Annotated in this window: 25 protein-coding genes; 13 read left to right on the top strand and 12 right to left on the bottom strand. The window is 68.2% G+C overall.

What is annotated here, in order from left to right; all coding sequences use genetic code 11:
- Nucleotides 1-37: 37 nt before the first annotated feature.
- The gene (locus BP05_RS02530) at nt 38-649 is read right to left on the bottom strand and encodes a GIY-YIG nuclease family protein (RefSeq protein ID WP_496360110.1); all 612 of its coding nucleotides are present in this window, start codon (nt 647-649) and stop codon (nt 38-40) included.
- Nucleotides 650-919: 270 nt separating this feature from the next.
- Between BP05_RS02530 and BP05_RS02525 the strand changes: the two genes are divergently transcribed.
- From BP05_RS02525 to BP05_RS02515, 3 genes are all read left to right on the top strand, one after another.
- Nucleotides 920-2,032, top strand: coding sequence for a hypothetical protein (locus BP05_RS02525; protein ID WP_496360108.1), 1,113 nt, complete (start codon nt 920-922; stop codon nt 2,030-2,032).
- A 116-nt stretch (nt 2,033-2,148) separates the two neighbouring features.
- A complete protein-coding gene (locus tag BP05_RS02520) occupies nt 2,149-3,222 on the top strand; it encodes a tetratricopeptide repeat protein (RefSeq protein WP_496360106.1) in 1,074 nt (357 codons plus the stop codon).
- Nucleotides 3,223-3,537: a hypothetical protein gene (locus tag BP05_RS02515; protein ID WP_496360104.1), complete on the top strand. Its 315-nt coding sequence runs from the start codon at nt 3,223-3,225 to the stop codon at nt 3,535-3,537.
- A 59-nt stretch (nt 3,538-3,596) separates the two neighbouring features.
- Here the strand turns inward: BP05_RS02515 and BP05_RS02510 are convergent, their stop codons facing one another.
- From BP05_RS02510 to BP05_RS02485, 6 genes are all read right to left on the bottom strand, one after another.
- Nucleotides 3,597-4,070, bottom strand: a complete 474-nt coding sequence (locus tag BP05_RS02510) for a PaaI family thioesterase (protein ID WP_496360102.1) — start codon at nt 4,068-4,070, stop codon at nt 3,597-3,599.
- 72 nt (nt 4,071-4,142) lie between these two features.
- Nucleotides 4,143-4,547 (bottom strand): hypothetical protein, encoded by a 405-nt coding sequence (locus BP05_RS02505; RefSeq protein WP_496360101.1) that lies wholly within the window; start codon nt 4,545-4,547, stop codon nt 4,143-4,145.
- A gap of 24 nt (nt 4,548-4,571) precedes the next feature.
- Nucleotides 4,572-4,949 carry a YciI family protein gene (locus BP05_RS02500; protein ID WP_496360099.1) on the bottom strand — a complete coding sequence of 126 codons (378 nt, stop codon included), beginning with the start codon at nt 4,947-4,949 and terminating at the stop codon, nt 4,572-4,574.
- Nucleotides 4,950-5,092: 143 nt separating this feature from the next.
- Nucleotides 5,093-6,505, bottom strand: coding sequence for a pyridoxal phosphate-dependent decarboxylase family protein (locus tag BP05_RS02495; RefSeq protein WP_496360097.1), 1,413 nt, complete (start codon nt 6,503-6,505; stop codon nt 5,093-5,095).
- Between the two features lie 7 nt (nt 6,506-6,512).
- The gene (locus BP05_RS02490; protein ID WP_496360095.1) at nt 6,513-7,373 is read right to left on the bottom strand and encodes a CHAD domain-containing protein; all 861 of its coding nucleotides are present in this window, start codon (nt 7,371-7,373) and stop codon (nt 6,513-6,515) included.
- Nucleotides 7,374-7,482: 109 nt separating this feature from the next.
- Nucleotides 7,483-7,929: an EF-hand domain-containing protein gene (locus BP05_RS02485; RefSeq protein ID WP_496360093.1), complete on the bottom strand. Its 447-nt coding sequence runs from the start codon at nt 7,927-7,929 to the stop codon at nt 7,483-7,485.
- Nucleotides 7,930-8,176: 247 nt separating this feature from the next.
- Between BP05_RS02485 and phaZ7 the strand changes: the two genes are divergently transcribed.
- Nucleotides 8,177-9,334 carry an extracellular native short-chain-length polyhydroxyalkanoate depolymerase PhaZ7 gene (gene phaZ7 / locus BP05_RS02480; protein WP_496360091.1) on the top strand — a complete coding sequence of 386 codons (1,158 nt, stop codon included), beginning with the start codon at nt 8,177-8,179 and terminating at the stop codon, nt 9,332-9,334.
- 435 nt (nt 9,335-9,769) lie between these two features.
- Here the strand turns inward: phaZ7 and BP05_RS02475 are convergent, their stop codons facing one another.
- Entirely contained in the window at nt 9,770-10,909 is a 1,140-nt protein-coding gene (locus tag BP05_RS02475) for an alpha/beta hydrolase (protein WP_496360089.1), read from the bottom strand.
- Nucleotides 10,910-11,114: 205 nt separating this feature from the next.
- On the opposite strand from BP05_RS02475, the gene BP05_RS02470 reads away from it, so the two are divergent.
- Both BP05_RS02470 and BP05_RS02465 read left to right on the top strand, forming a co-directional pair.
- Nucleotides 11,115-11,657, top strand: coding sequence for a peroxiredoxin (locus BP05_RS02470; protein WP_496360087.1), 543 nt, complete (start codon nt 11,115-11,117; stop codon nt 11,655-11,657).
- Nucleotides 11,658-11,762: 105 nt separating this feature from the next.
- Nucleotides 11,763-12,425, top strand: coding sequence for a glutathione S-transferase family protein (locus tag BP05_RS02465; RefSeq protein ID WP_496360085.1), 663 nt, complete (start codon nt 11,763-11,765; stop codon nt 12,423-12,425).
- Between the two features lie 76 nt (nt 12,426-12,501).
- Here BP05_RS02465 and BP05_RS02460 read toward each other — a convergent pair whose 3' ends face one another.
- Entirely contained in the window at nt 12,502-14,559 is a 2,058-nt protein-coding gene (locus BP05_RS02460; protein ID WP_496360083.1) for a M13 family metallopeptidase, read from the bottom strand.
- Nucleotides 14,560-14,764: 205 nt separating this feature from the next.
- Between BP05_RS02460 and BP05_RS02455 the strand changes: the two genes are divergently transcribed.
- Nucleotides 14,765-14,977: a hypothetical protein gene (locus BP05_RS02455; RefSeq protein ID WP_496360081.1), complete on the top strand. Its 213-nt coding sequence runs from the start codon at nt 14,765-14,767 to the stop codon at nt 14,975-14,977.
- Between the two features lie 60 nt (nt 14,978-15,037).
- On the opposite strand, the gene BP05_RS02450 is transcribed toward BP05_RS02455, so the two are convergent.
- Together BP05_RS02450 and BP05_RS02445 are read right to left on the bottom strand one after the other, a co-directional pair.
- Entirely contained in the window at nt 15,038-16,891 is a 1,854-nt protein-coding gene (locus tag BP05_RS02450; protein ID WP_496360079.1) for a M56 family metallopeptidase, read from the bottom strand.
- Nucleotides 16,884-17,282, bottom strand: a complete 399-nt coding sequence (locus BP05_RS02445; protein ID WP_496360077.1) for a BlaI/MecI/CopY family transcriptional regulator — start codon at nt 17,280-17,282, stop codon at nt 16,884-16,886. The genes BP05_RS02450 and BP05_RS02445 overlap by 8 nt, the downstream gene beginning before the upstream one ends.
- 201 nt (nt 17,283-17,483) lie before the next feature.
- Between BP05_RS02445 and BP05_RS02440 the strand changes: the two genes are divergently transcribed.
- From BP05_RS02440 to BP05_RS02420, 5 genes are all read left to right on the top strand, one after another.
- Nucleotides 17,484-17,954: a VOC family protein gene (locus BP05_RS02440; RefSeq protein ID WP_496360075.1), complete on the top strand. Its 471-nt coding sequence runs from the start codon at nt 17,484-17,486 to the stop codon at nt 17,952-17,954.
- Between the two features lie 260 nt (nt 17,955-18,214).
- Entirely contained in the window at nt 18,215-18,520 is a 306-nt protein-coding gene (locus BP05_RS02435) for a PilZ domain-containing protein (protein WP_496360073.1), read from the top strand.
- A 108-nt stretch (nt 18,521-18,628) separates the two neighbouring features.
- Nucleotides 18,629-19,486 carry an NAD-dependent protein deacetylase gene (locus BP05_RS02430; RefSeq protein WP_496360071.1) on the top strand — a complete coding sequence of 286 codons (858 nt, stop codon included), beginning with the start codon at nt 18,629-18,631 and terminating at the stop codon, nt 19,484-19,486.
- A 103-nt stretch (nt 19,487-19,589) separates the two neighbouring features.
- A complete protein-coding gene (locus tag BP05_RS02425; RefSeq protein ID WP_496360070.1) occupies nt 19,590-20,963 on the top strand; it encodes an MBL fold metallo-hydrolase RNA specificity domain-containing protein in 1,374 nt (457 codons plus the stop codon).
- 139 nt (nt 20,964-21,102) lie between these two features.
- Nucleotides 21,103-21,363 (top strand): hypothetical protein, encoded by a 261-nt coding sequence (locus tag BP05_RS02420; protein WP_496360069.1) that lies wholly within the window; start codon nt 21,103-21,105, stop codon nt 21,361-21,363.
- On the opposite strand, the gene BP05_RS02415 is transcribed toward BP05_RS02420, so the two are convergent.
- Nucleotides 21,320-22,249, bottom strand: a complete 930-nt coding sequence (locus BP05_RS02415; RefSeq protein WP_496360067.1) for an alpha/beta hydrolase — start codon at nt 22,247-22,249, stop codon at nt 21,320-21,322. The two genes, BP05_RS02420 and BP05_RS02415, sit on opposite strands and share 44 nt — an antisense overlap.
- A gap of 51 nt (nt 22,250-22,300) precedes the next feature.
- On the opposite strand from BP05_RS02415, the gene BP05_RS02410 reads away from it, so the two are divergent.
- Nucleotides 22,301-22,906 carry a PspC domain-containing protein gene (locus BP05_RS02410; RefSeq protein ID WP_496360065.1) on the top strand — a complete coding sequence of 202 codons (606 nt, stop codon included), beginning with the start codon at nt 22,301-22,303 and terminating at the stop codon, nt 22,904-22,906.
- Nucleotides 22,907-22,908 lie beyond the last annotated feature (2 nt).

The following is a 22,908-nucleotide window of genomic DNA, read 5'->3' as shown; positions in this document are numbered from 1 at the left end:
ATAAGCGCTGGGGCGTGAATCATCGCGAAAAAGCCCGTCAGAGCAGGCCGCCGCCGGCCTCGTACCAGCGCCACGCGGAAGGCGGCAAGTGCTCTTCCAGTGGGATGCCCAGCGCGGGGTATGCGTCGAGCACATCGCGCACGATCCGTTGGGCCGGCGTCGTACCCGCACGCAGTTCCAGTTCGTCCACCGACAGTGCGGACTCCGTCCACGCGTACAGCAGGTCGCTCCGCGCCTGCAGGGCGTCGCGCAACCAAGCCAGCGCCGGCACGTGGACCCGATGGCCCTGCCGCTCCAGGTCGCTGACGGCGCGCTCCAGCTGCGCGCTGGCACCGCGATACCACTCGCCGTGGCCACCGGCCTCCCTGGCCACCGTCAGCGGCACCGGCGCATTCCAGTCCGCCAGCTGGTGCTTGAGCGCCAGTTCGATCGCGCGCGCCTCGCGCACCGTGTCCGCCTCCACCAGCGCAATCCGCTCGGGTGCGAAGAACTCGAACCAGCGTCGATGCAGCGACTGGAAACGCCGCAGCGGGTCGCGCGAATGGCCGAGCTTGAGCAGATCCTCATGCGCGCATGGCGCGACGTACACGAAGCAGCGGGCGCGGCTGAGCGTGCGAACGGAAGCGGGATCGCGCGGATCGACGGGCACGCCCCAGCGTACGCGATGCGAACTGGCCCGATTGACCCGGCCATAACATGGATAGAGGTACCTTCGCCCCGCTGGAACGGCGTTACGGACCGAGGACCGTCGCATCGATCCGGCACGGAAGGCTCAGCCGCGGGAATTCATCTCTCGTCGCCGCTGGGCCTTCTTGTTTGCGCGGGGCCGGGTTTGCTGTTGCGCGAGGGTGAAAGGCGCGTCAACGCATTCCTCACGGCGGCCGGTTTCCACTGGGCCATCGCGATCGCGGAGCCCCGCATGCCAGCCGCCCTGCACGTCCGCGCCGGCGCCCTGGTCGCGCACCGCCTGCTGGACGTCGCCAACGAGATCGACCTTGCCCGCGCGGAGGCGCTGTGGCTCGCCCATCAGGGGCGCGAAAGCCGCCGCACGCGCCTGGCGACCGTGGCCGCGAACGAGCTCACCTTCGGCGTTCCGCCGAGCCTGCTGACGATGCCACCGGTCGAAGTGGAACTGGATGGCGCCATGGTCGAGGCGCAGCTGAGCGTACGCGTCTACGACTTCGGCGCGATCGTGATCGCCCTGCAGATCCCGGTCGCCGACATGACCTGGTCGGAATTCTCGTTGCGCTTCAACGCGCTCGACCGTGCCACCGGCGACGGCGCCGGGGTCTGGCGCGACGCACTGCGCACGGTGCTGGGCATCATCGGCCCGGCGCTGCATCGACCCGCCACCCAGCATCTTGAGGAGGATTACCTCTTCGCGATCGTGCATGACTTCGCCGCGCCGATGAGCGGCACCGAGATCCGCGCGCAGGCCAACCTCGCCGCCCTGCTGTCGGGCGAGACCCGGGCGTTGTCCACGCAGGAGGCCGCGGCGATCACCGAGCAGGCGTATTCGTATTTCGAGGACGACCTGGTGGTGCTCACCTGGGACCGCGCTTTCCTGTACGAGCCGCGCCGCGGCTCGGACGTCGTGGACATCATCGAGATCGCCAATGCGCAGCTGCTGGAGATGCGCTACTACGACGAACTGCTCGACGCCGAGCTGGTCACCATGTACGACCTGGTCGCCAATGCCCGCGGCGGCCTCTCGCTGCTGGCGTCGCGGCGCGCTGCCCGCCTCGCGCGCAGCCTGTACGGGCTGGTCGCGGAGGTTACCGAGCTCACCGAGCGTGTGGAGAATTCGCTGCAGGTGACCGAGGACGTCTACCTCGCCCGGATCTACGGCGCCGCTCTGGACCTGTTCCGCGTGCCCCGGCTGAGCGATGCGGTCGACCGCAAGCTTTCGATCATCCGCGACACCTACACCGCGCTGTACGACGAGGCGTCCAGCCGGCGCGCGGAGCTGCTGGAACTGGCGATCGTGGTGCTGATCGTGTTCGAGATCGTGCTGGCCCTGGCCCGTCCCTGAGGGCGCGCGCAGCCGCCAACAAAAGGAAAAGCGCCCGCGCACACCGGCGTGCAACCCCGGGTTTACACTGCCTGCGAGCCGACTTGCCCGCCCTTTGCGCAGGAGGAAGGTCCGCCATGTACGCCCTGTTTCTCGCGGCAACGCTTGCGTTCGCGAATCCGGGCAGCGGGACGGGCGCCGTGGTCCCCGAAACGGCTCCATCGGAAATCATGGCCATGCCGCCGGAGATGCGGCAGCGCCTGCATGCGGACGTTCTCTCCAGGCCCGCGACCCAGCAGCAGCGGCTGGAGCAGCTGTTGCATTTCATGCTCGACGAGGACGCGCTCGGCATCGTGTACGAGGAGTCGGCGACTTATTCGGTCGCGCAGACGTACGCGAAACGCCGCGCCAATTGCCTGTCCCTGACCCTCCTGTTCCTCGCGATCGCGCGCGAAGCCGGGCTGGAGGCGCAGCCCCAGGAGATCCAGGACACCCTCGCCTGGCGTCGGGACGAGACCACGATCTACCGCAACAGCCACGTCAACGCCCGCGTGCACGTGAACAACCGGCACCTTACGGTCGACGCTTCGGGCGACACGCTGATCAGCATGGATCAACCGACCGTCATCAGCGAACGACGGTTGCTCGCGCACTACTTCAACAACCTGTCCATGGACCGGCTCGCGCACGGCGATCCGGTCGCGGGGCTCGAGCTGATGGATGCCGCGCTGGCGCAGGATTCCACTTACGCGCCGCTATGGAGCAACGCCGGGGTGCTGCACGTGCACCTTGGCGACACCGAGGGCGCCAGACACGCTTACCAGAAGGCACTGGAGATCGACCCAGACGAGGACAGCGCACTGTTCAACATGATCAGCCTGAGCCATCGGGTCGGCGACGCGAGGAGCGAAAGTGCTTACCGGGCGCGGCTGTACAAGGTGCAGAACCGCGATCCACTGCACCAGTTCATGCTGGCGATCGATGCGGAAGCACGTGGCGATTACGCGCAGGCGATAGCGCGTTACCAACGGGCGATACGACTGCATCCGGGCGAGCACCGGATGTATTCGGCGCTGGCCGGCGCTTATCTCAAGGCCGGCGACACCAGGCGCGCCACGCGCGCGCTGATGCGTGCGCAGGCGCTCAGCGACGGCGCGGTGCGCGCCGCGTATCGCGCCCAGTTGAAGGAACTGAAGCGCACCTCGAATTGAGTGGGTACAGCGGGATCAGCCGCGCTGGCGCGCGACGCGCAGGCTGCGCACGACCCCGGCAACAATGACGCCGGCAAACAGGGGCAGCGGTTCGAAGTGTCCGGTCGCAGCCGCGGTAACAGCACCGCACACGCCGGCAAGAACAAGGACGAGAAGGAGATCAAGGCGCAACACAGGAATTTCCGTAGCGAACTGGCGGGGCAAAAACCGGTCGCAGGAGGCCATGCGCGGGAGGCGATTTCGATCGCCCGGGCGCATTCGATGTCCGTTGCGGACCCCTGCTTGCCGGCGAGTCTAGGGATGATCGCCGCGTGAAGCATGAACGCACGGCCCGGTTTGCTACGTTCGTCTCGGCAAGGCGTCAATTCCCGTATTCAGGGGACGATGCCGGGCGCGTCCGGGAGGAATTTCGGCACGCCCAGCCGCAGGCCTTTTCCCGGCAGCGCCATCAGGGTCGACGTCCCGTGCGCGACCAGTTCGCCGGCGGCATCGAGCACGCTGGCCTCGGTGTAGCTCAGCTGCTTGCCCGCGCGCAGGCAGCGGCCCTCGGCGCGCAGGCGGCCACTCGTCACCGCCTTGAGGTAGTTGAGCTTGAGGTCGACGTTCACCAGCCCCGCGTCTTCGGGCAGGCGCAGGAACCCCGCCCAGAACGTGGCCGTGTCGATCAGCGTCGCCAACACGCCGCCGTGCACGATCCCGAAGGGCTGCAGGTGGCGTTCGCCGAGCTCAAGTCCGATGCGGCAGCTGTCGAATTCCAGCGCGTCGATGGTCATGCCGATCAGGTGCGGATATGGCGCGGTGCGCACGCTGTCGCGGATGGCCTGCAGGTAGGCGGGATTGGGTGTCATGGCCAGCAACGGAACCGGGAGGTGGGCAGCCTAGCAGCCCACCCCGGCCGGTCCCGGTAGCGCCGCTGCGGCTCACGCCGCGGGCTTGAGGCAGTTGACCATCCAGCCCTTGCCGTAGCGGTCGGTCAGCAGGCCGAAGCGTTGCGCCCAGAACGCTCTTGCAGCGGCATCTGCACGCTGCCGCCCTCGCCCGGTGCGGCGTAAATGCGCTCGGCCTCGGCCGGCCTTATCCAGCGCGATGTTCACGAGCCGCGGTTGGACGCACTGCGCGGCGGCCCATCGGCGCCCATCAGCACCGCGCCCTGGCTCTCCAGCTGCGAATGCATGATCCGCCCGTGGGTCTCGGGCGGCATGCCCGCGGCCATGGGCGATTCGCCGTGTCATGCGCCTGGTGACCTGGCCGTCGAAGACGCGGGCGTAGAAGTCGAATGCATCGCGGCAGTCGCCGTCGAAATCGAGGTAGGGAAAGAACTGCATGGCGGCTCCTGGATCGGTGGAGCATCACGCGGTGGCGCAGCGCAGGTTCTCGAAATCGGGTTCCTCGAGCTGGCGGACCTCGCATTCCAGGTCCCACTCGGTTCCGTGCACGTGCAGGAAACGCCGGGTCAGCTCGATCGCCTCTTCCAGCGAATCGGCCTTGAGGATGGCGTAGCCGCCGACCACTTCCTTGCTTTCGGCGAACGGGCCGTCGACGACGCTGGTCTTGCCGTTGCGCAGCTTGACCCGGACGCTTTCGGACGTCGGACGCAGCCCGGCGGTATCGAGCAGCACGCCGGCCCTGGTCATTTCCTCGATCAGGCGGCCCATGTCCGCCATCAGTTGCTCGCTGGGCTGCCGGCCGCTGTTCTCGTTGACGCGGACCATGGAAAGAAAGCGCATGAGGGTGCTCCTTGTGGTGGATTGGGACGGGCCGGTTGGCCCGCTCTCACCCATGGCGACGAACGGGGGCGTCGCCAATCGACAGCGCGACGAAAGAAATCTGCCCGCGCCCGGACGACCGGGCCTGCGGCCGTGCCGTGCTGCTAGCGGCGCCCGCGCAACGTGCGATAGACGCGCAGGATGGCGTCCGCGCTGCGCGCGGCATCCGCCTCGGTGGTAGCCCAGTTCGACACCGAGATGCGCATCGCCCCCAGGCCGTGCCAGGTCGTGCCGCTGAGCCAGCACGTGCCCTCGTCCTGCACGCCAGCCACGACGGCCCGGGTCAGGTCGTCGTTGTCGCCAAAGCGCACCAGGACCTGATTCAGCACCACGTCGTTGAGGACTCGTACGCCCTCCTCCAGGGCCAGCACCGCGGCCATCTGCCGCGCATGCGAGCAGCAGCGCTGCACCAGCGCGGCGACGCCTTCGCGACCGAGCGTGCGCAGGGTCGCGTACACGGGTACGCCGCGGGCACGGCGCGAGAACTCGGGCACCCAGTCGACGGCATCGCGTTCGAGTCCGCCGGTCTGGATCAGGTACGCCGCCACGGACGTCATCGCGGTGCGGTGGTCCTCGGCGCTGCGCACGATGGCGACGCCGCAGTCGTAGGGCACGTTGAGCCACTTGTGCGCGTCGGTGGCCCACGAATCGGCCAGGTCGATGCCATCGGCGACCGCGCGTAGCGACTCGCTGGCACGTGCCCACAGGCCGAAGGCGCCGTCGACGTGCAACCAGCCGCCGCGTGCGTGCACGATCCCGGCGATCTCGCGCATGGGATCGAATGCGCCGGTATTGACGTTGCCGGCCTGCGCGCAAACGATCACCGGGCCTTCCAGCCGCGCCAAGGTCTCGCGCAGCCGCCCGGGCAGCATGCGCCCCTGCGCATCGGACTCGACGCGCAGCAGCGAACGCGTGCCGAAGCCCAGGTAGCGCATCGCCACGTCGATGGTGATGTGCGATTCGGCCGACGTGACCACGTGGACGCGCGGCGCGCCATACAGGCCGTCCGCTTCGACGTCCCAGCCCGCCCGGCGCAACACGCCATGGCGCGCGGCGGCGAGGCAGGTGAAGTTCGCCATCTGGCAGCCGGTGACGAAACCGACGCCGGATTCGCGCGGCAGGTCGAACAGCTCCAGCAGCCACTGCGCGGCCACCTCTTCGGTCGCCGCCGCCAGCGGCGAGATCACATGGATGCCCGCGTTCTGGTCCCATGCCGACACCATCCAGTCCGCGGCCAGCGCCACCGGATACGAGCCGCCGATCACGAAGCCGAAATAGCGGGGCGACGCGCAGGCCGAGGTCCCCTGCGCCGCCTGCGCCGCCAGCAGGTCGAGCACGGCGCAGCCGTCCTCGCCACGTACGGGAAGTGGCACGCCCAGGCGCGCCATCAGGGCATCGCGTCCGAGCCGCGCGCCGACATGGCGCTCCGGCAATTCGCCCAGGTAGGCGGTGGCGTGCGCGCGCGCGCGTTCGAGGCAACGCGCGAATTCGTCGGTATCGAAGCGGTCCTGGCTCATGTCGTTCTCAGTGCGGGAGTGGATCGGAACGGCGTGCCCCGCGCCCGCGGCGCAGCGCCACCACCGAGACTATGCGCCGCCGTTGCCGTGCCAGCACCTTCCTGGCGAACCTGCGCAGCAACGGCCGGTCGGGCATGCTGAAGCAGGAGTCGCGGCCGCAGCACCGTCGCAACAGGTCCAGTTCTCCGGCAATGCCCAGTTGTACGGCCAGGCAGTGCTCGAAGCGGAGGTCGTGCGGCATGGCCAGTCCGGACATGCTGCAGGCGCGACCTTCGTGCACCAGGCGGCGGACGCGGCGGCGCCAGCGATGCCAGCACGCGTCGCTGTCGGACTTGCATGCGCGCTGCCCGGCCGCGTCCGCACGCGATCGGGCGCGCGCCAGCGCGCGTTCGCAATCCGGGCGCGTGACCGCTTCCCACGGCAGGCTGCGCAACGCGGCGCGGAGTACGGCGAGCGTCTCTCCCGCGGCTGCCAGGTCACCCGCGCAACGTCCCCTCACCTTGCCCGCCTCGACGCGCGCAGCGCGCCGGGCGCGCCGCAGCATTCGCCGGTCTGCCTCGCCGTGCGAGCGCATCGCAAGCCGCTCCAGCACTTCCACCAGCGCATGCGCATCACGCAGTGCGGACAGGCCACGGTTGAGCCGGCGCAACTCGCGATCCACCAGGCGCGCGCCGGCGCCCAGCGCTCCCCGGCCCAACGCCACGGCCGCGCGTGCGCGACGGATGGATTTGCGCGCCTCGTGGACTCCTGCGTGCGCGCGGCCGCCTTGCGCTTCCAGCCACGCCGCGGCGATGCCGAGCTCATGATCGGCGTAGGCACGCAGCGCAGCACCGGGCGACGCGATTGGCAGGAAGGCAGGCGGGATCACGCCGTAGTTAACGCGGCCGCCGGCAGGCAGCAGGCCATCGCTTCGTCAGTGCGCTCCAGGCAAAAGGCCCGCCATCGCTGGCGGGCCTTTGCGGTAGTGCTCGCGGAGATCAACCGCCCGGCGGCATGGTGCCGCGCTGCTGGTCGATCTCGGATTGCGACAGCATGCCGTTGCCATCCTTGTCGGCCGTGGAGAAGTCCTGCAGGAGCGGACTGGTGGCAGGCAACTCGTCGCGGGACAGGCCGCCGTCCTTGTTCTTGTCCAGGTCGTCGAACGGTGTCGTGGCGTCGGCCGTGGTCATCGGCGCAGGCGGCGCGGTCGTGGTGGGCGCCGGCGGCGTGGTCGCCGGTTGCGCGCCGGTGGTGTCGGTCGCCGCGGTGTTGGTGCCCGCGGCATTGCCGGCGGGTGCTGGCGCCGTCGCAGGCTCGCTGGGCGTCGGCTGGGCCGGTTCGGTGCCATAAGCGGTATCGGCGGTGCGCTCCGTCCGGCTGCATCCGCCAGTGAATGCCGCGGCGGCCAGCGCCACGGCGAGCAGGGAAAGTTTGCGCGTATCCATGGGTGTTCCTATTCGTGTGCGGCGTCGTTTGCCACGCGCGCAAGCTCGCAACCGTCGCGTAAACGAGCAGTGAGCCTTCCGGACCAAATCCGTGAGCCGGCGCTTTCACGTTCGTGACCCCGCGCGACCGCTCGTCGGCGACGTGCCTGTATTGGCCTTTGGTGCAATACCCAGGTGCGACAGGCGCACCCAGCATCCGCCGCGATCGGCTTTTCGTCGTCGTCGAACTGCACCCTGGGGAGGGCTTATGTTCCGCAACACGCTGAAGTGCGCTGCCGTTCCACTGTCTGCCGGCCTTTCGGGCCTGCTCCTGGCCATCCTGCTTCCCGCCCTGGGGACCGTGGCGCTGCTGGTGCCGGCGAGCGCGCAGGCGCTCGATTGCGGCGGCAACAACGGTTACACCTGCCAAGGCGCGGCCGCGCAATACGCGGGCGGGTTCGCTCCCGGCGTGGGCAACGGCGGCTTTGGCGGCGGCAACTGCACCGCCACGCGCACGCCGGTAGTGTTCATTCCCGGCAATGGCGACAGCGCCATCAGCTTCGACATGCCGCCCGGCGTGGTGAGTGGTTACACGACGCCGGCGAACTCGATGTACGACGAACTCAAGGCACGCGGGTACAACGACTGCGAACTGTTCGGCATCACCTACCTCGACGCCGACGAGCGCGCCACCCCGCAGTTCAACTACCACGAGCCCGCGAAGTACCAGATTCTCAAGACCTTCATCGACAGGGTGAAGGCCTACACCGGCCGCAGCCAGGTGGACATCGTCGCGCACTCGCTGGGTTCGTCGATGGCGCTGGCGACGCTGAAGTACTACGGCTACCAGGGCAGCGTGCGCCGCTTCGTCAACATCGGCGGCGGCCTGCGCGGGTTGCAGACCTGCCTGTACACGGGCTACCAGTCGCCGTATGCGCCGACGTGCAACGCGGAAGCCTACGTCTACCCGTACGACTACTACACCTTCGGCCTGTATCCCAGCAGCGGCGTGGTGTATTACGGCTACAACCGCTGGACCGGTAGCGGCTCCAACAGCCTGCGCGCGATGCCCGCGCTCTTCAGCACCATCTCCTTCTACACCGTCACCGCCGGCCTGTACGACCAGGTGCACTGCTTCACCACCAGCTACTCGACCGGTTGCAGCAGCGGCGCGCTGTTCAACGCGGCGGCCAACGTCAAGGCGCAGGTGGACATCGGCTTCGGCAGCAGCGCGTACGGCTACGACTGGGACTGGGCGGACGGCAGCCCGTACAACGCCGGCGGCGGCGACACCAGCAGCGGCGTCGGCCATTTCCGCTCCAAGAGCAATGCCGGCCGCATCGTCTACAACATGCTGGCCACTACCTGCTCCACCGGCTGCGCAAACGGATATGCGGGCGTGAACGGACCGGCGGTAAACCGATAAGAGAGTCGGGGCGACGCGGAGGCCTGACGGGGTCGTTCCCGTCAAGCCGGCCTTGCGGCGGGCCCGTTTCCAGTTCGGGAAACGGACCATCGAGCCGGGCCTCAAGCCACCCGCACGAGCCTTCGCAGCTGCTGCACATACTCGCGACGACGCGGGCTGTACCACCTTCCTGCTCCAATCCGGAACTCGCCTGCCAGCAAGGAAATCCACGATGAAGAAGTTCGTAGCCGTCTATACCGGCTCGGAATCCTCCCTCGCCGAGTGGAAGGACCTGGACCCCGCGCAGCGCGCCGCGAAGGAGCAGGCCGGCGTGGACGCCTGGCAACGATGGGCGACCACTCACGCGGATGCCATCGTCGACAACGGCACGCCACTGGGCAGGACCAAGCGGGTCACCGCCAAGGGCATCGCCGACGTGCGGAACAACATGGCGGCCTACACGATCGTGCAGGCCGAATCCCACGAAGAGGCCGCGTCGCTGTTCGTCGACCACCCGCACTTCTCGATTTTTCCGGGCGACGGCGTGGAAGTGATGGAGTGCCTGCCGCTGCCGGGGCAGTAAGAGCGTGGCACGCTGGCCAGGAAGGCGCGCGTACGCGCGAGCGCGGTGCGCGACTCCGGCAGGGACAGGTCGAACTGGTATTCGTGTCCCAGGGCCGGCGCGTGCGATGGCGGGTAGAACAGCGCGTCAACCCGCACGCCCTCGCGTCGCAGGGCGTCCGCCAGCGCGAGCGACTGCGGCGCCAGTGGATCGCCATTGCCAGCGCTGATGAAGGCCGGCGGAAAATCCGGCGTGACGTTCGGCACGACCGCGAAGGATTGCAGCGTGGCCCGTGGTAGCTGCGGTGAACCCAGGTAGGACCACATCACGGTCTTCAGGAACCACGACGACGATGCGCGCGCCGCCATCAGCCGGCCATCGTGCGGCCCGCAGAACAGCACGACGCCACGCAGCTGCGCCCGCGTGATGCCCGGATGCAGGCCACTCCTTGCGGCGTAGTCCGGCGAGGAGATCAGCGCTGCCGTCTGCGCGGCCAGCTGCGCGCCGGCGGAGTCGCCACCGAGAATGAAGCGGCTGCCATCCAGGCCGAGCGTCTGCGCGTTGGCGGACAGGAACGCCAGCGCCCGGTTCACTTCCCGCACCGGTTCGGGGTAACGCGCACCCGGCGCCAGCGAATAGTCGATCGCCGCGACCGCGTATCCGTCCCCCGCCAGGATGCGCGCGTAGTTGGCGACCTCCCCGCGATGACCAGCGACGAAGCCGCCGCCGTGGATCCACACGATCACCGGCAACGGGCGACCATCGCGGCCAGCGGGACGATGGATGTCCATCAGCGCGTCCGGTCGCGCCGGGTCGTAGCGGATTGCCGTATCGGTGCGGATGCCAGGCGGCACGTGCGCGGCCAGCGCAGCATTGGTGGCGGCCCCGCCACGTTCGAAGACCCAGCGGATCGCCAGCGCCGATGGCCAGGGGCTGGCCTTGAACGCGACGACCGCCACGATCGCCAGGATCGCGACGATTCCAAGGGTGGCCTTCAGCATGCGCCGCCCGCGACGCGGTTGCGAAGTGGTCATGGCCTGCACCAGTGGGATGCTTGCGCGATGCTACCGCGCACCCCGAACTCGCGCCCGCGGCGCGCCTGGTCCTCCAGCCGCGTCCATTCGACCGCGGGCGCATGGATGAACTTGAATGCGGTTCATCGCCCTGGCGGCCCGAGCATCCGACGTCGTGCGCTGCACGCTTTTGGCGTATAAGGCACCCGTCACCCCGGAGCCGCCCATGAAATCGATCAAGTTTGCCGTTCTCGGCGCCATCGTCGCCGCCGCATTCGCCGCACCGTCGCTCGCCGCGCTGAAGACCGGGGCCAAGGCGCCCGATTTCAGCGCGCCGGCCTACCTCGCCGGCAAGCCATTCACCTTCAAGCTCGCCGATGCCCTTAAGAAGGGTCCCGTCGTCGTCTACTTCTTCCCGGCCGCGCACACGCCCGGCTGCAACATCGAGGCCCGCCAGTTCTCCCAGGCCATCGACCGGTTCAAGGCCAGCGGCGCGACGGTGATCGGTGTCACCGCCGGCAACGTCGCCGAGCTTGCCGACTTCTCGAAGGAAACCGAACACTGCGGCGGCAAGTTCCCGGTCGCCGCCGATCCGGGCGCGAAGATCGCCAGGCAGTACGACGCGATCCTCGACAAGAAGCCGGAGTGGTCCAGTCGCACGTCCTACGTCATCGCGCGCAACGGAACGATCGCGCACGTGTACTCCGACCTGAACCCGAACAGGCACGTGCAGGAGACCCTGGACGCGGTCAAGGCGTTGAAGAAGTAACCGGGACCACGCGTCTTCATCGCTGCGATCGCCAGGGCGGCCGATCGGTGTCGATCGGCCGCCTTTTCGTTCGTCGTCCCAGCAAGCCCATCGCCTGACCTCCCCATGCCCTCGACCCGTCCCCGCCTGTACGCCCACCCGTTCTCGTCCTACAGCCAGAAGGTTCTGGTCGCGCTGTACGAGAACGCCATTGAATTCGAGTACCGCAATCTCGACGACGGGGCGGCCATGGCCGAGCTGGCCGCGCTGTGGCCGATGCGCCGGTTCCCGGTGCTCGTCGACGGCGACCGCACCGTGATCGAGGCGAGCTGCGTGATCGAGTACCTCCAGGTGCACCATCCCGGCCCAGTCAGGCTGATCCCCGACGATGCGGATGCGGCACTGGAAGCGCGCATGCTCGACCGCTTCTTCGACAACTATGTCTCCACGCCACAGCAGAAGTTCGTGGCGGACCGGCTGCGCCCGGAGGCGAGGCGCGATCCCCATGGCGTCGAGGAAGCCCGGGCGATGCTCGAAACCGCCTACGCCTGGCTGGAGCCACGCATGGCGACGCGCGAATGGGCCGCGGGAGCGGCATTCACCCTCGCCGACTGCGCGGCCGCGCCGTTCCTGTTCTATGCCGACTGGACGCACCCGATCGATCCGCGGTACGTGCACGTGCGCGGCTATCGCGAACGCCTGCTCGCACGCCCCTCGTTCAAGCGCGCCGTGGATGAGGCGCGGCCGTACCGGCACTATTTCCCGCTGGGCGCGCCGGACCGCGATTGAGCCGTCCCAAGTTGCGCAGCGCCTGAAAACAACAAGGCCCGCGTGATGCGGGCCTTGTCGTGTAGCGGGTTGCGGCTTACCAGATCCGCACGCGCTGCTCCGGCGGCAGGTACATCGCGTCGCCGGGCTTGACGTCGAACGCCGTGTACCAGGGATCGAAGTTGCGCAGCGGCCCATTGGCGCGGTACTGCGACGGCGAGTGCGGGTTGGTCTTGATCAGGTTGACCAGCGCCTCGTCGCGGTACTTGCCCTTCCAGATCTGGCCCCAGGACAGGAAGAAGCGCTGGTCGCCCGTCAGGCCGTCGATCACCGGCGCCGGCTTGCCGCCCAGGCTCAGCTGGTAGGCGGTGTACGCCATCGAGATGCCGCCCAGGTCGCCGATGTTCTCGCCCATCGTCAGCGAACCGTTGACGCAGGTGCCTTCCAGCGGGCAGAAGCCGTCGTATTGGGCGCCCAGCGCCTTGGTCTTCGCCTCGAAGCCGCTGCGATCCGCATCCGTCCACCAGTTGCGCTGGATGCCGGCGAAGTCCGACTTGCTGCCCTGGTCGTCGAAGCCGTGGCCCATTTCGTGCCCGATCACCGCGCCGATGCCGCCGTAGTTCACCGCCGGATCCGCGTTGAGGTCGAAGAACGGCGCCTGCAGGATGGCCGCCGGGAACACGATCTCGTTGAAGGTCGAGTTGTAGTACGCATTGACCGTCTGCGGCGTCATGCCCCACTCGTCGCGGTCGGTCCTGGTGCCGATGCGGCGGTTCTCGTCGTTGCGGCCGTAGCGGCGCATCTGCATCACGTTGGCCATCAGGTCGCCGGGGACGATGACGACGCTGGAGTAGTCGCGCCACTTGTCCGGATAGCCGACCTTGGGACGGAACGACGCGAGCTTGCGGTAGGCCTCGGCCTTGGTCGCATCACCCATCCACTGGATCTTCTCGATGTTGGCGCGCAGCGCCTTGCGCAGGTTCTCGACCAGCTGCTGCATCGCGGCCTTGGCTTCGGGCGAGAAGTGGCGTTCGACGTAGAGCTTGCCGAGCGCATCGCCGAGCCCATCCATGCCGCCGACCATGGCGACGCCGCGCTTCCAGTCGTCGCGTTGCGCCTTCTGTCCGTTCAGCACGGTGCCGTTGAACGCGAACGCCGCTTCGTCGATTTCGCGGCTCAGGAGCGGCGCGTTGTTGCGGACGGCGTGGAACGCCAGGTAATCGCGCCACACCGACAGCGGCGTCTTGGCGATCACGTCGAGCACCGGCTGCACCGCGCTCGGGGTGACGACGTTGACGCGGTCCAGGGCGGGCATGCCCTGCGCCTTCACCAGCGCCGCCCAGTCGAAGCCGGGGTATTGCTTCTGCAGTTCGGCGAACGTCACCACGTTGTAGGTCTTGTCGCGGTTGCGCAGCTGGGCGCGCTCCCACATGGGCTTGGCCAGCTCGGTTTCGAGCGCGAGGATGGCTTCGGCGCGCGGCTTGGCGTCCTTCACCCCGGCGAAGCCGAGCATGCGTGCGATGTGTTCGACGTACTGGGCGCGGATGCCGGCGAAGCGGGCCTCCTGGTTGAGGTAGTAGTCGCGGTCCGGCAGGCCGAGGCCGCCGACGCCAAGGCCGACGAGGTAGTGGTCGGGATCCTTGCGATCGAGGCTGACGCCCAACCCCACCGGGGCGCTGGTGCCGTCCAGGTCGGTGTTGCCGAAGGCGGCGATCAGCGCGTCCTTCGACTTGATCTTCGCGATGCGGTCGAGCACCGGCTTCAGCGGCTTGATGCCGGCGGCATCGCGCGCGGCGCGGTCCATGTAGCTGGCGTAGTAGTCGCGCACCTTCTGCGCTTCGCTGCCGGCGGCGAGGTCCTTGCGCTGCTGCAGTTCCTCGATGATCGCGTGCACCTGCTCCTCGGAGCGGTCGCGCAGCTCGTTGAAGGAGCCGTAGGAGGTCTCATAGTCCTTCAGCTGGTAGGTATCGAGCCAATGGCCGTTGACGTACCGGTTGAAATCGTTGCCCGGCTTCACCGACGTATCGCGTGAAGTCAGGTCCACGCCGAAGGCGCCCAGCTGGGGCTTGGTATCCAGATCGGCGGCCCGGACCAGCGGGACGGCGGTTAGCGCGACGGCAAGCGCCACGCCGAGGGTGAGCGGTGAGCGTTTCATGCAGGTTCCCCGTGAAAAGTCCGGGCAGCCTATCCAATCGCAAGCCCGCGGTCGTAGGCCGATGGTTGGGGCTGGCGTGGTGTGCCGGCCGTGGATCCTTGCCCGATCGGGCCGATCCTGACGCATTCAGCCACGACGCCCGCCGCGTCGTTGCACCCGCCGGGTGAAAGGCGTAGTGATGTGATCCCAGTCGAGGGGACACGCCATGAACGCGTATCAGATCCCGCACGTGGACCATATCCTGCTGAACGCCGTGCTGAGGGTCGCGCACGAGGAATGCGCGCACGGCGATTGGGACGAGATCGAACCGGCGCTGGCGGCCACGTGGGAGAGGATGCGCAGTCCGGCCGCGCCGGCCTGGGAAGACGTCGCCGATCGTGTGCGTAGCTGCTGCCAGAAGGACGGCATGCTGCAATAGGCGCCCGCGCGCGCCAAAAGAGAACGACGGGTTGCCCCGCCGTTCCTGTCCCGGGATCCCTCAGCGGCGCGAAGGCGCGGGCTCGGCCAATCCCCTGGCTACGGCGTCGTCGATCAGTTGCAGTGTTTCGCGCTCGGCCCGCTCGCTGAGCCGGTCCATCTGCTCGCCCAATGCCTCCATCTGCTTGCCCAGCGCTTCCATCGGCTTGCTGGCTTCCTCCATCTGCCGACCGAGTTCCTCCATCGGCTTCATCTGCTGTTCCATGCGCTCGCTTTGAGCCTCCAGCACGGCCGATTGCGCATCCATCTGCCTGGAGAGCGCGTCCTGCTGGTCGGAGAGCGCGTCCATCTCCTGCGACAGCCGTTGCTGCTCTTGCTCGCCGGCATGGACCATCGCCGCGGCCAGCTTGGCCTGTTTGGCACCCAGCGCGGCCTGCTGCTGGGCGAGCGCTTCCATGCGCTTGCTCGCCGCCTCCATGGCGGGGTCGGTCCCGCGGTCCGACACCTGATCCATCCTCGCGTCGAGCGCTTCCATCTTGCGGTCGTGCACTTCCATCTGCGCATCCAGCGCTTCCATGCGCTCGTCGAGCTTGTCCGTGTCCGCCCATGCCTGCGCGGCGCGGTCCACGATGGCCGGATCCACCACTACGTAGGCCTGGTTGCCCTTGCGGAACCAGACGAAATCGCGGTCCAGGCCTTGTCGCACAGCCTTGATGTCGTCGATCTCATCGGTGGATCCGGACATGATGAAGCCCTCGCGCCCCTTGCGAACGATGGCGAAAGGCCTGTCGCTGCCGTGCCCGACCTTCGCGCGGTTGCCGTGCTTGGTGCTGGTGGCCGGGGCGGCGTTCGTCGCGACCGTCGCCGCTTCCGGACGGATCTGCGCCTGGGCATAAAACGCCAGGCAAGCAGCGGCCAGGCCGACGAGCGGAAACGCGATGCGCCCGCCGCTCCGGCGGAGCCCCGGACGGACGAGTTGTTCGATGCGGATCATGAGGTGACCTCCAAGGGCGGAAAGGGCCGGCGCCGGCAGGTCGTCGTGCGCGGAGTCCTGCGTGGAGCCGGCGGAAGCGAGGCATTCGGAAAGTTCGGAGAGCGCGACCGCCAGGCGGCGCGGCGCCTTGATGGCTTGTGCAGCGAGCTGGTCGGCGATAAGTTCGCGCTCGTGGCGGATCCGGCCCGACAGCCACCATGTCACCGGGTGGTAGAACAACATTGCTTCGACCGCGCCCTGCAACAGGTTGACCAGGTAGTCGTGGCGGCGGACGTGCGCGAGCTCGTGGGCAAGCAGGGCTTCCACCAGTTCGACCGGCATCCGCATGAGCAACGCGGTGGGCAAGAGGACGACCGGGCGCCACCACCCCACCGACGCCGGTGAGACGCCAGAGTCGACCAGGCGCAGGACTACCGGTTGACGCAGGCCGAAGTTCGCGGCGATTGCATCGAGTCGCACTTGCCACAAGGGCTGCCGTAGGTCCTGCGGCAAGGCGCACGAACGCCGGATCCACCAGACGCCCATGGCCATGCGCAGCGACAAGGCGCACGCGCCGGCTGCCCAGACCGACACGATCCACGGCAGGGCTTGATCGATGCGCAATGCCGCCAATCCGGCGTACGCCGAAGGCACCAGCGGAGCTAGGGAAAGCGTGCCGGCCAAGGCGTTCCGCTTGAACCCGCCGGGCATTGCCGGCGTGGCGACGGACTGCACGGAAAGTTGCCAGGCGATGTCGGCGAACGGCGCAAGCGCGCAGGCCAGCAACGCCAGGCAGCCCACGGCGTAGCGCACCTGCGGGCGCGCGTCGCGCAGCAGTTGCAGCAACAGGGCCGCCACCAGTGCGATCACGACGCCCTGCCACAGGAAATGCAACAGGGCGCGGCCGATCAACGGAACGAGCGAAGCCACGAACTCATTCATCGCCGGTCTCCTTGAGGAAGCGTCGGATTTCCTCGCGCTCCTTGGCCGTTACGTGCTCGCTCAGCGCGGCCAGCACCAGGTCCTTGCCCGAACCGGAGAACGCCTTCTGGATGAGGTCGCGCAGCAGGTTGGTCTGCAACGCGTCCTGCGCGTGCGCGGCTGTGTAGACGTGCGAGCGCTGGCTCTCATCGCGGACCAGCAACCCCTTGCCGTGCATCACCTGCATCAGGCGCAGCACGGTCGCGTACGCCAGGTCGGGTTTCTCGCGCAGGCGGGCCTGGTGCACGTCGCGCACCGTGGACGGTCCCAGGCGCCATATCACGCGCAGCAGGTCGAGTTCTGTGGCCGTGGGCTTGGGTGGCCTGCGGGTCTTGGCGGCTGAGGGGGCCATGGCGCGATCCTTAGCGGGACGGCGCCACCCTAGCCCATGTAGACCGTCCTGTCTAGACCGTCTTGTCTATGACGAAAGTCATGGCGGCTTGCGCTGCGCAACGGCAATGCGAAGCCGGACAGTCGGGCTGCAACACTCCGCTCATTCCTGCGTAACGGCAGGGCTTCCAGCATGTGCGCGGTCCACAGCAGGAGCACGGCGATGAGCGTCAAACCGATTCCTTCCGGCTATCACAGCATCACGCCGTCCGCGGTGGTCGACGACGCGAAGAAGGCCCTTGAGTTCTACGCGAAGGCTTTCGACGCCAAGGAGACCTACCGCCTGCCGATGGGCGACAAGATCGGCCACGCCGAAATCCAGATCGGGGATTCCCGGCTGATGCTCTCGGATGAATTCAAGGAATGGGGCGCGCTCGGACCGAAGTCGCGAGGCGGCGCCACTGGCAGCTTCCTGATCTACGTGCCGGACGTCGACGCGGCCATCGACAAGGCGGTCCAGGCCGGGGCAAAGGTCGTGCAGCCCGCGGAAGACCAGTTCTGGGGCGACCGCATGGGCACCGTGGAAGACCCGTTTGGCCACAAGTGGATGCTCGGCACCCACATCGAGGACGTCAGCGAGGAAGAAATGCGGCGGCGCGGCGAGGAATGGGCCAAGAGGCAAACCAGGCAATAACGCGCCGACCAGAACGCACGCACCCGGCCCCGCTCGAGGCGAATGCGAGTGGAGTGGCCATCCGCCCACTCGCAGCACCCTGCCCAGTTCGCGACCAAGACGCGAAGGTCGTCTGGGCGCCATCGCTCCACGTCGCGGCATCGGTCACCCGATGCCACTGCTTGCCCACCGAAGGGTGATGTCCACCTGCCCGAGCGTCGTGGCCCGTTTTAGCGGTAGCTGCCGTTGCTCCCCTATACCCCACGCAAGGTCACCGCCTGATGGACACCGAGCGACGCCGCCATCCGCGCCAGAACACGCTGATGGCCATCATGTTCACTCCCAATGGCGACCGCCACAGCGCGTCGGTCCTCGACGTGTCGGAGGGAGGCGCGCGCATCCGGCTGCCGGAAGATGACTGGACGCCACATGACGGGGCCAACCTGCGCCTGTTCTTCGAAATCGACCCCATCCAGACGGTGGCGGTGGACGGACGGGTGGTGCGGGTTTGCATCGATCACCTCGGCGTGCAGTTCGCCCCGCGACAGGAGCGGCAGATCCACGAACTGCTCACGAGCATCAGGTAATTCCTTAGGGCGCAGCCCTCGGCGCCCGACCGGACCACGTCCACGCAGTTCACGCGCCACGCCTGCCCGCATGCCATCCTCCGCGCGAACCATCCGCGCAACCGACGCATGCTGGCTACTTCCCCATCGATTGCAGACGCGGCGGCCGCCTTGCGCCGATGGCTCGATGCGCACCGTTCGATCTTCGTCCTCACCGGCGCCGGCATCAGCACCAACTCGGGCATCCCCGACTACCGCGGCGCCGATGGCGAGTGGAAGCGGCGCGCACCGGTCACGTACCAGGCGTTCCTGCATGAGCCGGCGATGCGCGCGCGTTACTGGGCGCGCAGCTTCGTCGGCTGGCCGATCGTTGCCCGCGCCCGCCCCAACCTGGCCCACGCCGCACTCACCGCGCTCGAGGCGCTGGGACGGATGCCCCTGCTGGTCACCCAGAATGTTGACGGACTCCACGACCGCGCCGGCCACCGCGCGGTCATCGACCTGCATGGGCGCATCGACCGGGTCTTGTGCCTGGAATGCGGCCTGCGCATTCCACGCGGCGACGTGCAGGCGATGCTGGCGGACGCCCATCCGCAATGGACCGCAATTACCGCCGCGACCGCCGTCGCCACGGCGCCCGATGGCGACGCGGACCTCGAGCCGGCGGACCTCGGCGAATTCCGTCCGCCGCAGTGCCCGCGATGCAGCGGCCTGCTCAAGCCGGACGTGGTGTTTTTCGGCGAGAACGTGCCGCGGGAGCGCGTGGCAACCGCCGCGGAGGCACTGCGGAACGCCGATGCGATGCTCGTGGTCGGTTCCTCGCTGATGGTCTATTCCGGCTTCCGCTTCGCACGCATGGCGCGCGAGGCCGGGCTGCCGCTCGCGATCCTGACGCGCGGCGTGACCCGCGCGGACGACCTGGCCACGCTCAAGCTGCATGCGGATTGCGAGGACACGCTGGCGCTGGCGCTCGAACGGCTGTCCTGACCGGCGACCGCAGCGTGCCGGAGCGCCGCCTGCGAGGTCGCGGCGCCGCAGGGACTGGTGTAGCTTCCAATGCCGCACAGGCAACGGAATGAAGGAGCGATCCATGCGCGTCCATTTCCACGGCGCCGCCGGCGAGGTCACGGGCTCGCTGCACGAAGTCGAAGCCGCCGGCCACCGCCTGCTGCTCGATTGCGGAATGATCCAGGGCAGTTCCGAGGCGGAACGGCGCAATACGGACGCCTTCCCTTTCGAGCCTTCGCGCCTGGACGCGCTGGTGGTCAGCCACGCGCATATCGATCACATCGGCCGCATCCCCTTGCTGGTCAAGCGCGGCTTCCAGGGCCCGATCTTCGCGCAGGCGGCCACGGCCGAACTGATGCCGATCATGCTGCTCGACGCGGCGTCGATCGCCGAGAACGAGGCCGAACGCGCCAACCGGCGCCGCCATCGCGGCGAAGCGCCTGCGCAGCCCCTGTACACGCGCGCGGATGCCGAAGCGGCGATGCGCCAGGTCCGCGCCCTGCCCTACGACGAGCGCAGCAGCGTCCTTCCGGGAATCGACATCGTCCTCCGCGACGCCGGCCACATCCTCGGTTCGTGCATCGTCGAGGTCCACGCAGACGGCCGGAAGCTGGTGTTTTCCGGCGACCTCGGCCCCAAGGGCACGCCGGTGCTGCGCGACCTGACCAGCATCGACCGTGCCGACCTGGTGATCATGGAATCCACCTACGGCGACCGCCAGCACCGCGACCGCGCCGCGACGATCGCGGAGCTCGGGGAGATCCTCGACCATGCCTGGCGCGAAGGCGGCAGCGTGCTCATTCCCGCATTTGCCGTGGGGCGCACCCAGGAGCTGCTGTACTGGTTCGCGCGCCACTGGGACGACTGGAACCTGTCGCGCTGGCAGATATTCCTGGACAGTCCGATGGCGAACAAAGTGGTCAAGGTCTACGACCGCAACCAGGCGCTGTTCGACGAAGATGCGCGACGCGTCTGGGCCGCCCGCCCCAGTCCGTTCAACCTGCCCAACCTGCGCTTCTCCCAGACGCCGCAGGAATCGATGGCGATCAACGACATCGGCCGCGGTGCGATCGTCATCGCCGGCAGCGGCATGGCCAACGCCGGCCGGATCCTGCATCACCTGCGGCACCGGCTCTCCAAGCCGCACACGCACGTGGTGTTCGTCGGCTACCAGGCGGAGGGCACGCTCGGCCGCCGGCTGGTGGATGGCGCCCGGTGGGTGCGCATCCACGGCCGCGACGTGCGGGTCAACGCGCAACGGCACACCGTCGGCGGCCTGTCGGCGCATACCGACCAGCACGGCCTGATCGAGTGGTATGGCGAAATTGCCGACCATCCGCCGCTCGTGCTGGTGCATGGCGAAGACAAGGCACGCGAGGCGCTGGCGGGGGAGATCGGCGAGCGTTTCGGCATCACCGCGACGCTCGCGACGCCGGGCATGGTGGTCGACGTCTGAGTTTCTCGCGCGGACCGGCGCCGGCCTGACTTGGCCGTGCGAACCATGCGTGCATTCCCTGCCCCGGCCGGCGAGCCATTTCACGCGCAGGCGAAGCAACGCGAGGCAAACTGCGCGCGGCTGCACGGGAGCCGCGCATATGCATCCAAAGGAACGGCGCAGCAACAAACCAGTCCCGCTGGATCCGGAGGTCCTCAGCGAAGGCCTCACCCCGGCACAGCTCAAGACGCTTTCGACGCTGGGGCATTTCCACTGGACGCTGAAGTTCGTCCGTCGCCCGATGTTCCGGGATCCGGTGCCGATCGTGTTCGACCGCGATAACAACCGCTATCTGGTCATCGAACCGGACGGTTCGATCAACGAAAGCCCAGGCATCGCCCTGCGCGACCAGGACGACTAGTTGCGTCCGCGGCGCCGCCATTGTGCGCGCCCTCTGCCGGCAGTTGGAATAACCAGCGCACGGCGCGGGGGAATTCGGCCCGCCATGCCGCCTCGTTGTGCTCCGCCTCGGGCACGACGTGCGTCGCCACGCTGGCGCCGCGCTGCTGGCCACGCAGGATGTTCGCCATTCTCTCCAGTGACGGCACCGACTCATCGCCCTCGCGTCCGCCGGTGTACAGGTACACGCGGGAATCGGCCGGCAACGGGGTTTGCTGCGCGTTGACGAATGGCTGCTCGGAGACCCAGTACGAAGGCGAGAACACCGCGGCCCTGCCGAATACCTCCGGAAACCGATGGATGGTGTAGTCGGCCGACAGGCCGCCCAGCGAGCTGCCGGCAATCGCCGTGTGGACGCGGTCCGGCAAGGTCCGGTAGTTGGCGTCGACGAAAGGCTTCACCACGTTGACGACATCGTCGATGAAGGCCACGCCCGCATTGGGCAGGAAGCGCACGTTCCAGTAGGGAATCAGCTCGTTGAAGCGCTGCTCGCCACCGTGGTCGATGCCCACCACGATGGCCGAAAACCCGGCATCGCGCGCCAGGCCATCCATCGTTTCGTCCACGCCCCACTCGCCCGCGTAGCTGGTGGCGTCGTCGAACAGGTTCTGGCCGTCGAACATGTACAGCACGGGATACCGCTTCGTCCCCTGCGCGTAGTCCGGCGGCAGGTAGACGCGAAGGCGTCGCGCAAAACCCAGCTGCGGCATCCGGAGCGGCGGGATGAAGTCGCGGACCGTGGCGCCCGCCGTGTGCGGGCGCTCGCTGGAATCCGCGAAACAAGCCACGGGCAGGCACGACAACAGCAATGCGGCGACACGCGGCAACATGGGCAGGCTCGCTTGCATGAATGGGCCATCCTCGCAGGCCTCCCATGCCGCCAGCCCGTCCCATCCGTCATGGCGCGGCGAAGCGCGGCAGATCCAGTGCGCAGGCGCGATTCCTGCGGCGCGGCCGCATGCCGCGGCGCCGGTGATCTTTCGACACTGTCCATGGTGTCGGCCGGCGCCTACGCTGCAGACGTCGCCAGCCGGGCGGCCACCTCGCGGAGATCGGACATGGATTGGAGATTCCAGCAACTTCGCAAATCAACCAGCGACCGCATGCTTGATGGCATCTGCGGCGGCCTTGGCGAATACACACCGGTGCCGGCGCTGGCATGGCGGGTCTTGTTCATTCTCGCGACCTTGGCGAGTGGCGCGGGATTGCTGGTGTACGTGCTGATGTGGTGGCTGATGCCGGCCGCAGGCAGCACGGGCGCGCCTGCGGGCAGCGACTGGAACCTGCAGGCACTACGTCGTTCGGTTGCGGACTGCCAGGTCGCGGGCGTCTGCGGGGGCCTTGGCGCGTACACACCGATTCCCGCCTGGCTGTGGCGGGTGGCTTTTGTCGCGCTGATCTTCGCTGGCGGCGTCGGCCTGCTGGCCTACGTGCTCCTGTGGCTGTGCGTGCCGGGCGCGAACGCTGCGATCGCCGATTCCGGGAACCGGCACCCCACCCCGTGACG

Source organism: Lysobacter oryzae DSM 21044 (assembly GCF_059568595.1).
The sequence above is the reverse complement of the archived record's forward strand: the minus strand, read 5'-3'. Positions and strand labels throughout refer to the sequence as shown.

Coding starts and splice junctions, on each gene's coding strand:
- BP05_RS02525 (WP_496360108.1), top strand. CDS start 920: ATGCCAGCCGCCCTGCACGTCCGCGCCGGCGCCCTGGTCGCGCACCGC.
- BP05_RS02520 (WP_496360106.1), top strand. CDS start 2,149: ATGTACGCCCTGTTTCTCGCGGCAACGCTTGCGTTCGCGAATCCGGGC.
- BP05_RS02510 (WP_496360102.1), bottom strand. CDS start 4,070: ATGACACCCAATCCCGCCTACCTGCAGGCCATCCGCGACAGCGTGCGC.
- BP05_RS02505 (WP_496360101.1), bottom strand. CDS start 4,547: ATGCAGTTCTTTCCCTACCTCGATTTCGACGGCGACTGCCGCGATGCA.
- BP05_RS02500 (WP_496360099.1), bottom strand. CDS start 4,949: ATGCGCTTTCTTTCCATGGTCCGCGTCAACGAGAACAGCGGCCGGCAG.
- BP05_RS02495 (WP_496360097.1), bottom strand. CDS start 6,505: ATGAGCCAGGACCGCTTCGATACCGACGAATTCGCGCGTTGCCTCGAA.
- BP05_RS02485 (WP_496360093.1), bottom strand. CDS start 7,929: ATGGATACGCGCAAACTTTCCCTGCTCGCCGTGGCGCTGGCCGCCGCG.
- phaZ7 (WP_496360091.1), top strand. CDS start 8,177: ATGTTCCGCAACACGCTGAAGTGCGCTGCCGTTCCACTGTCTGCCGGC.
- BP05_RS02475 (WP_496360089.1), bottom strand. CDS start 10,909: ATGACCACTTCGCAACCGCGTCGCGGGCGGCGCATGCTGAAGGCCACC.
- BP05_RS02470 (WP_496360087.1), top strand. CDS start 11,115: ATGAAATCGATCAAGTTTGCCGTTCTCGGCGCCATCGTCGCCGCCGCA.
- BP05_RS02465 (WP_496360085.1), top strand. CDS start 11,763: ATGCCCTCGACCCGTCCCCGCCTGTACGCCCACCCGTTCTCGTCCTAC.
- BP05_RS02460 (WP_496360083.1), bottom strand. CDS start 14,559: ATGAAACGCTCACCGCTCACCCTCGGCGTGGCGCTTGCCGTCGCGCTA.
- BP05_RS02455 (WP_496360081.1), top strand. CDS start 14,765: ATGAACGCGTATCAGATCCCGCACGTGGACCATATCCTGCTGAACGCC.
- BP05_RS02450 (WP_496360079.1), bottom strand. CDS start 16,891: ATGAATGAGTTCGTGGCTTCGCTCGTTCCGTTGATCGGCCGCGCCCTG.
- BP05_RS02445 (WP_496360077.1), bottom strand. CDS start 17,282: ATGGCCCCCTCAGCCGCCAAGACCCGCAGGCCACCCAAGCCCACGGCC.
- BP05_RS02440 (WP_496360075.1), top strand. CDS start 17,484: ATGAGCGTCAAACCGATTCCTTCCGGCTATCACAGCATCACGCCGTCC.
- BP05_RS02435 (WP_496360073.1), top strand. CDS start 18,215: ATGGACACCGAGCGACGCCGCCATCCGCGCCAGAACACGCTGATGGCC.
- BP05_RS02430 (WP_496360071.1), top strand. CDS start 18,629: ATGCTGGCTACTTCCCCATCGATTGCAGACGCGGCGGCCGCCTTGCGC.
- BP05_RS02425 (WP_496360070.1), top strand. CDS start 19,590: ATGCGCGTCCATTTCCACGGCGCCGCCGGCGAGGTCACGGGCTCGCTG.
- BP05_RS02420 (WP_496360069.1), top strand. CDS start 21,103: ATGCATCCAAAGGAACGGCGCAGCAACAAACCAGTCCCGCTGGATCCG.
- BP05_RS02415 (WP_496360067.1), bottom strand. CDS start 22,249: ATGCAAGCGAGCCTGCCCATGTTGCCGCGTGTCGCCGCATTGCTGTTG.
- BP05_RS02410 (WP_496360065.1), top strand. CDS start 22,301: ATGGCGCGGCGAAGCGCGGCAGATCCAGTGCGCAGGCGCGATTCCTGC.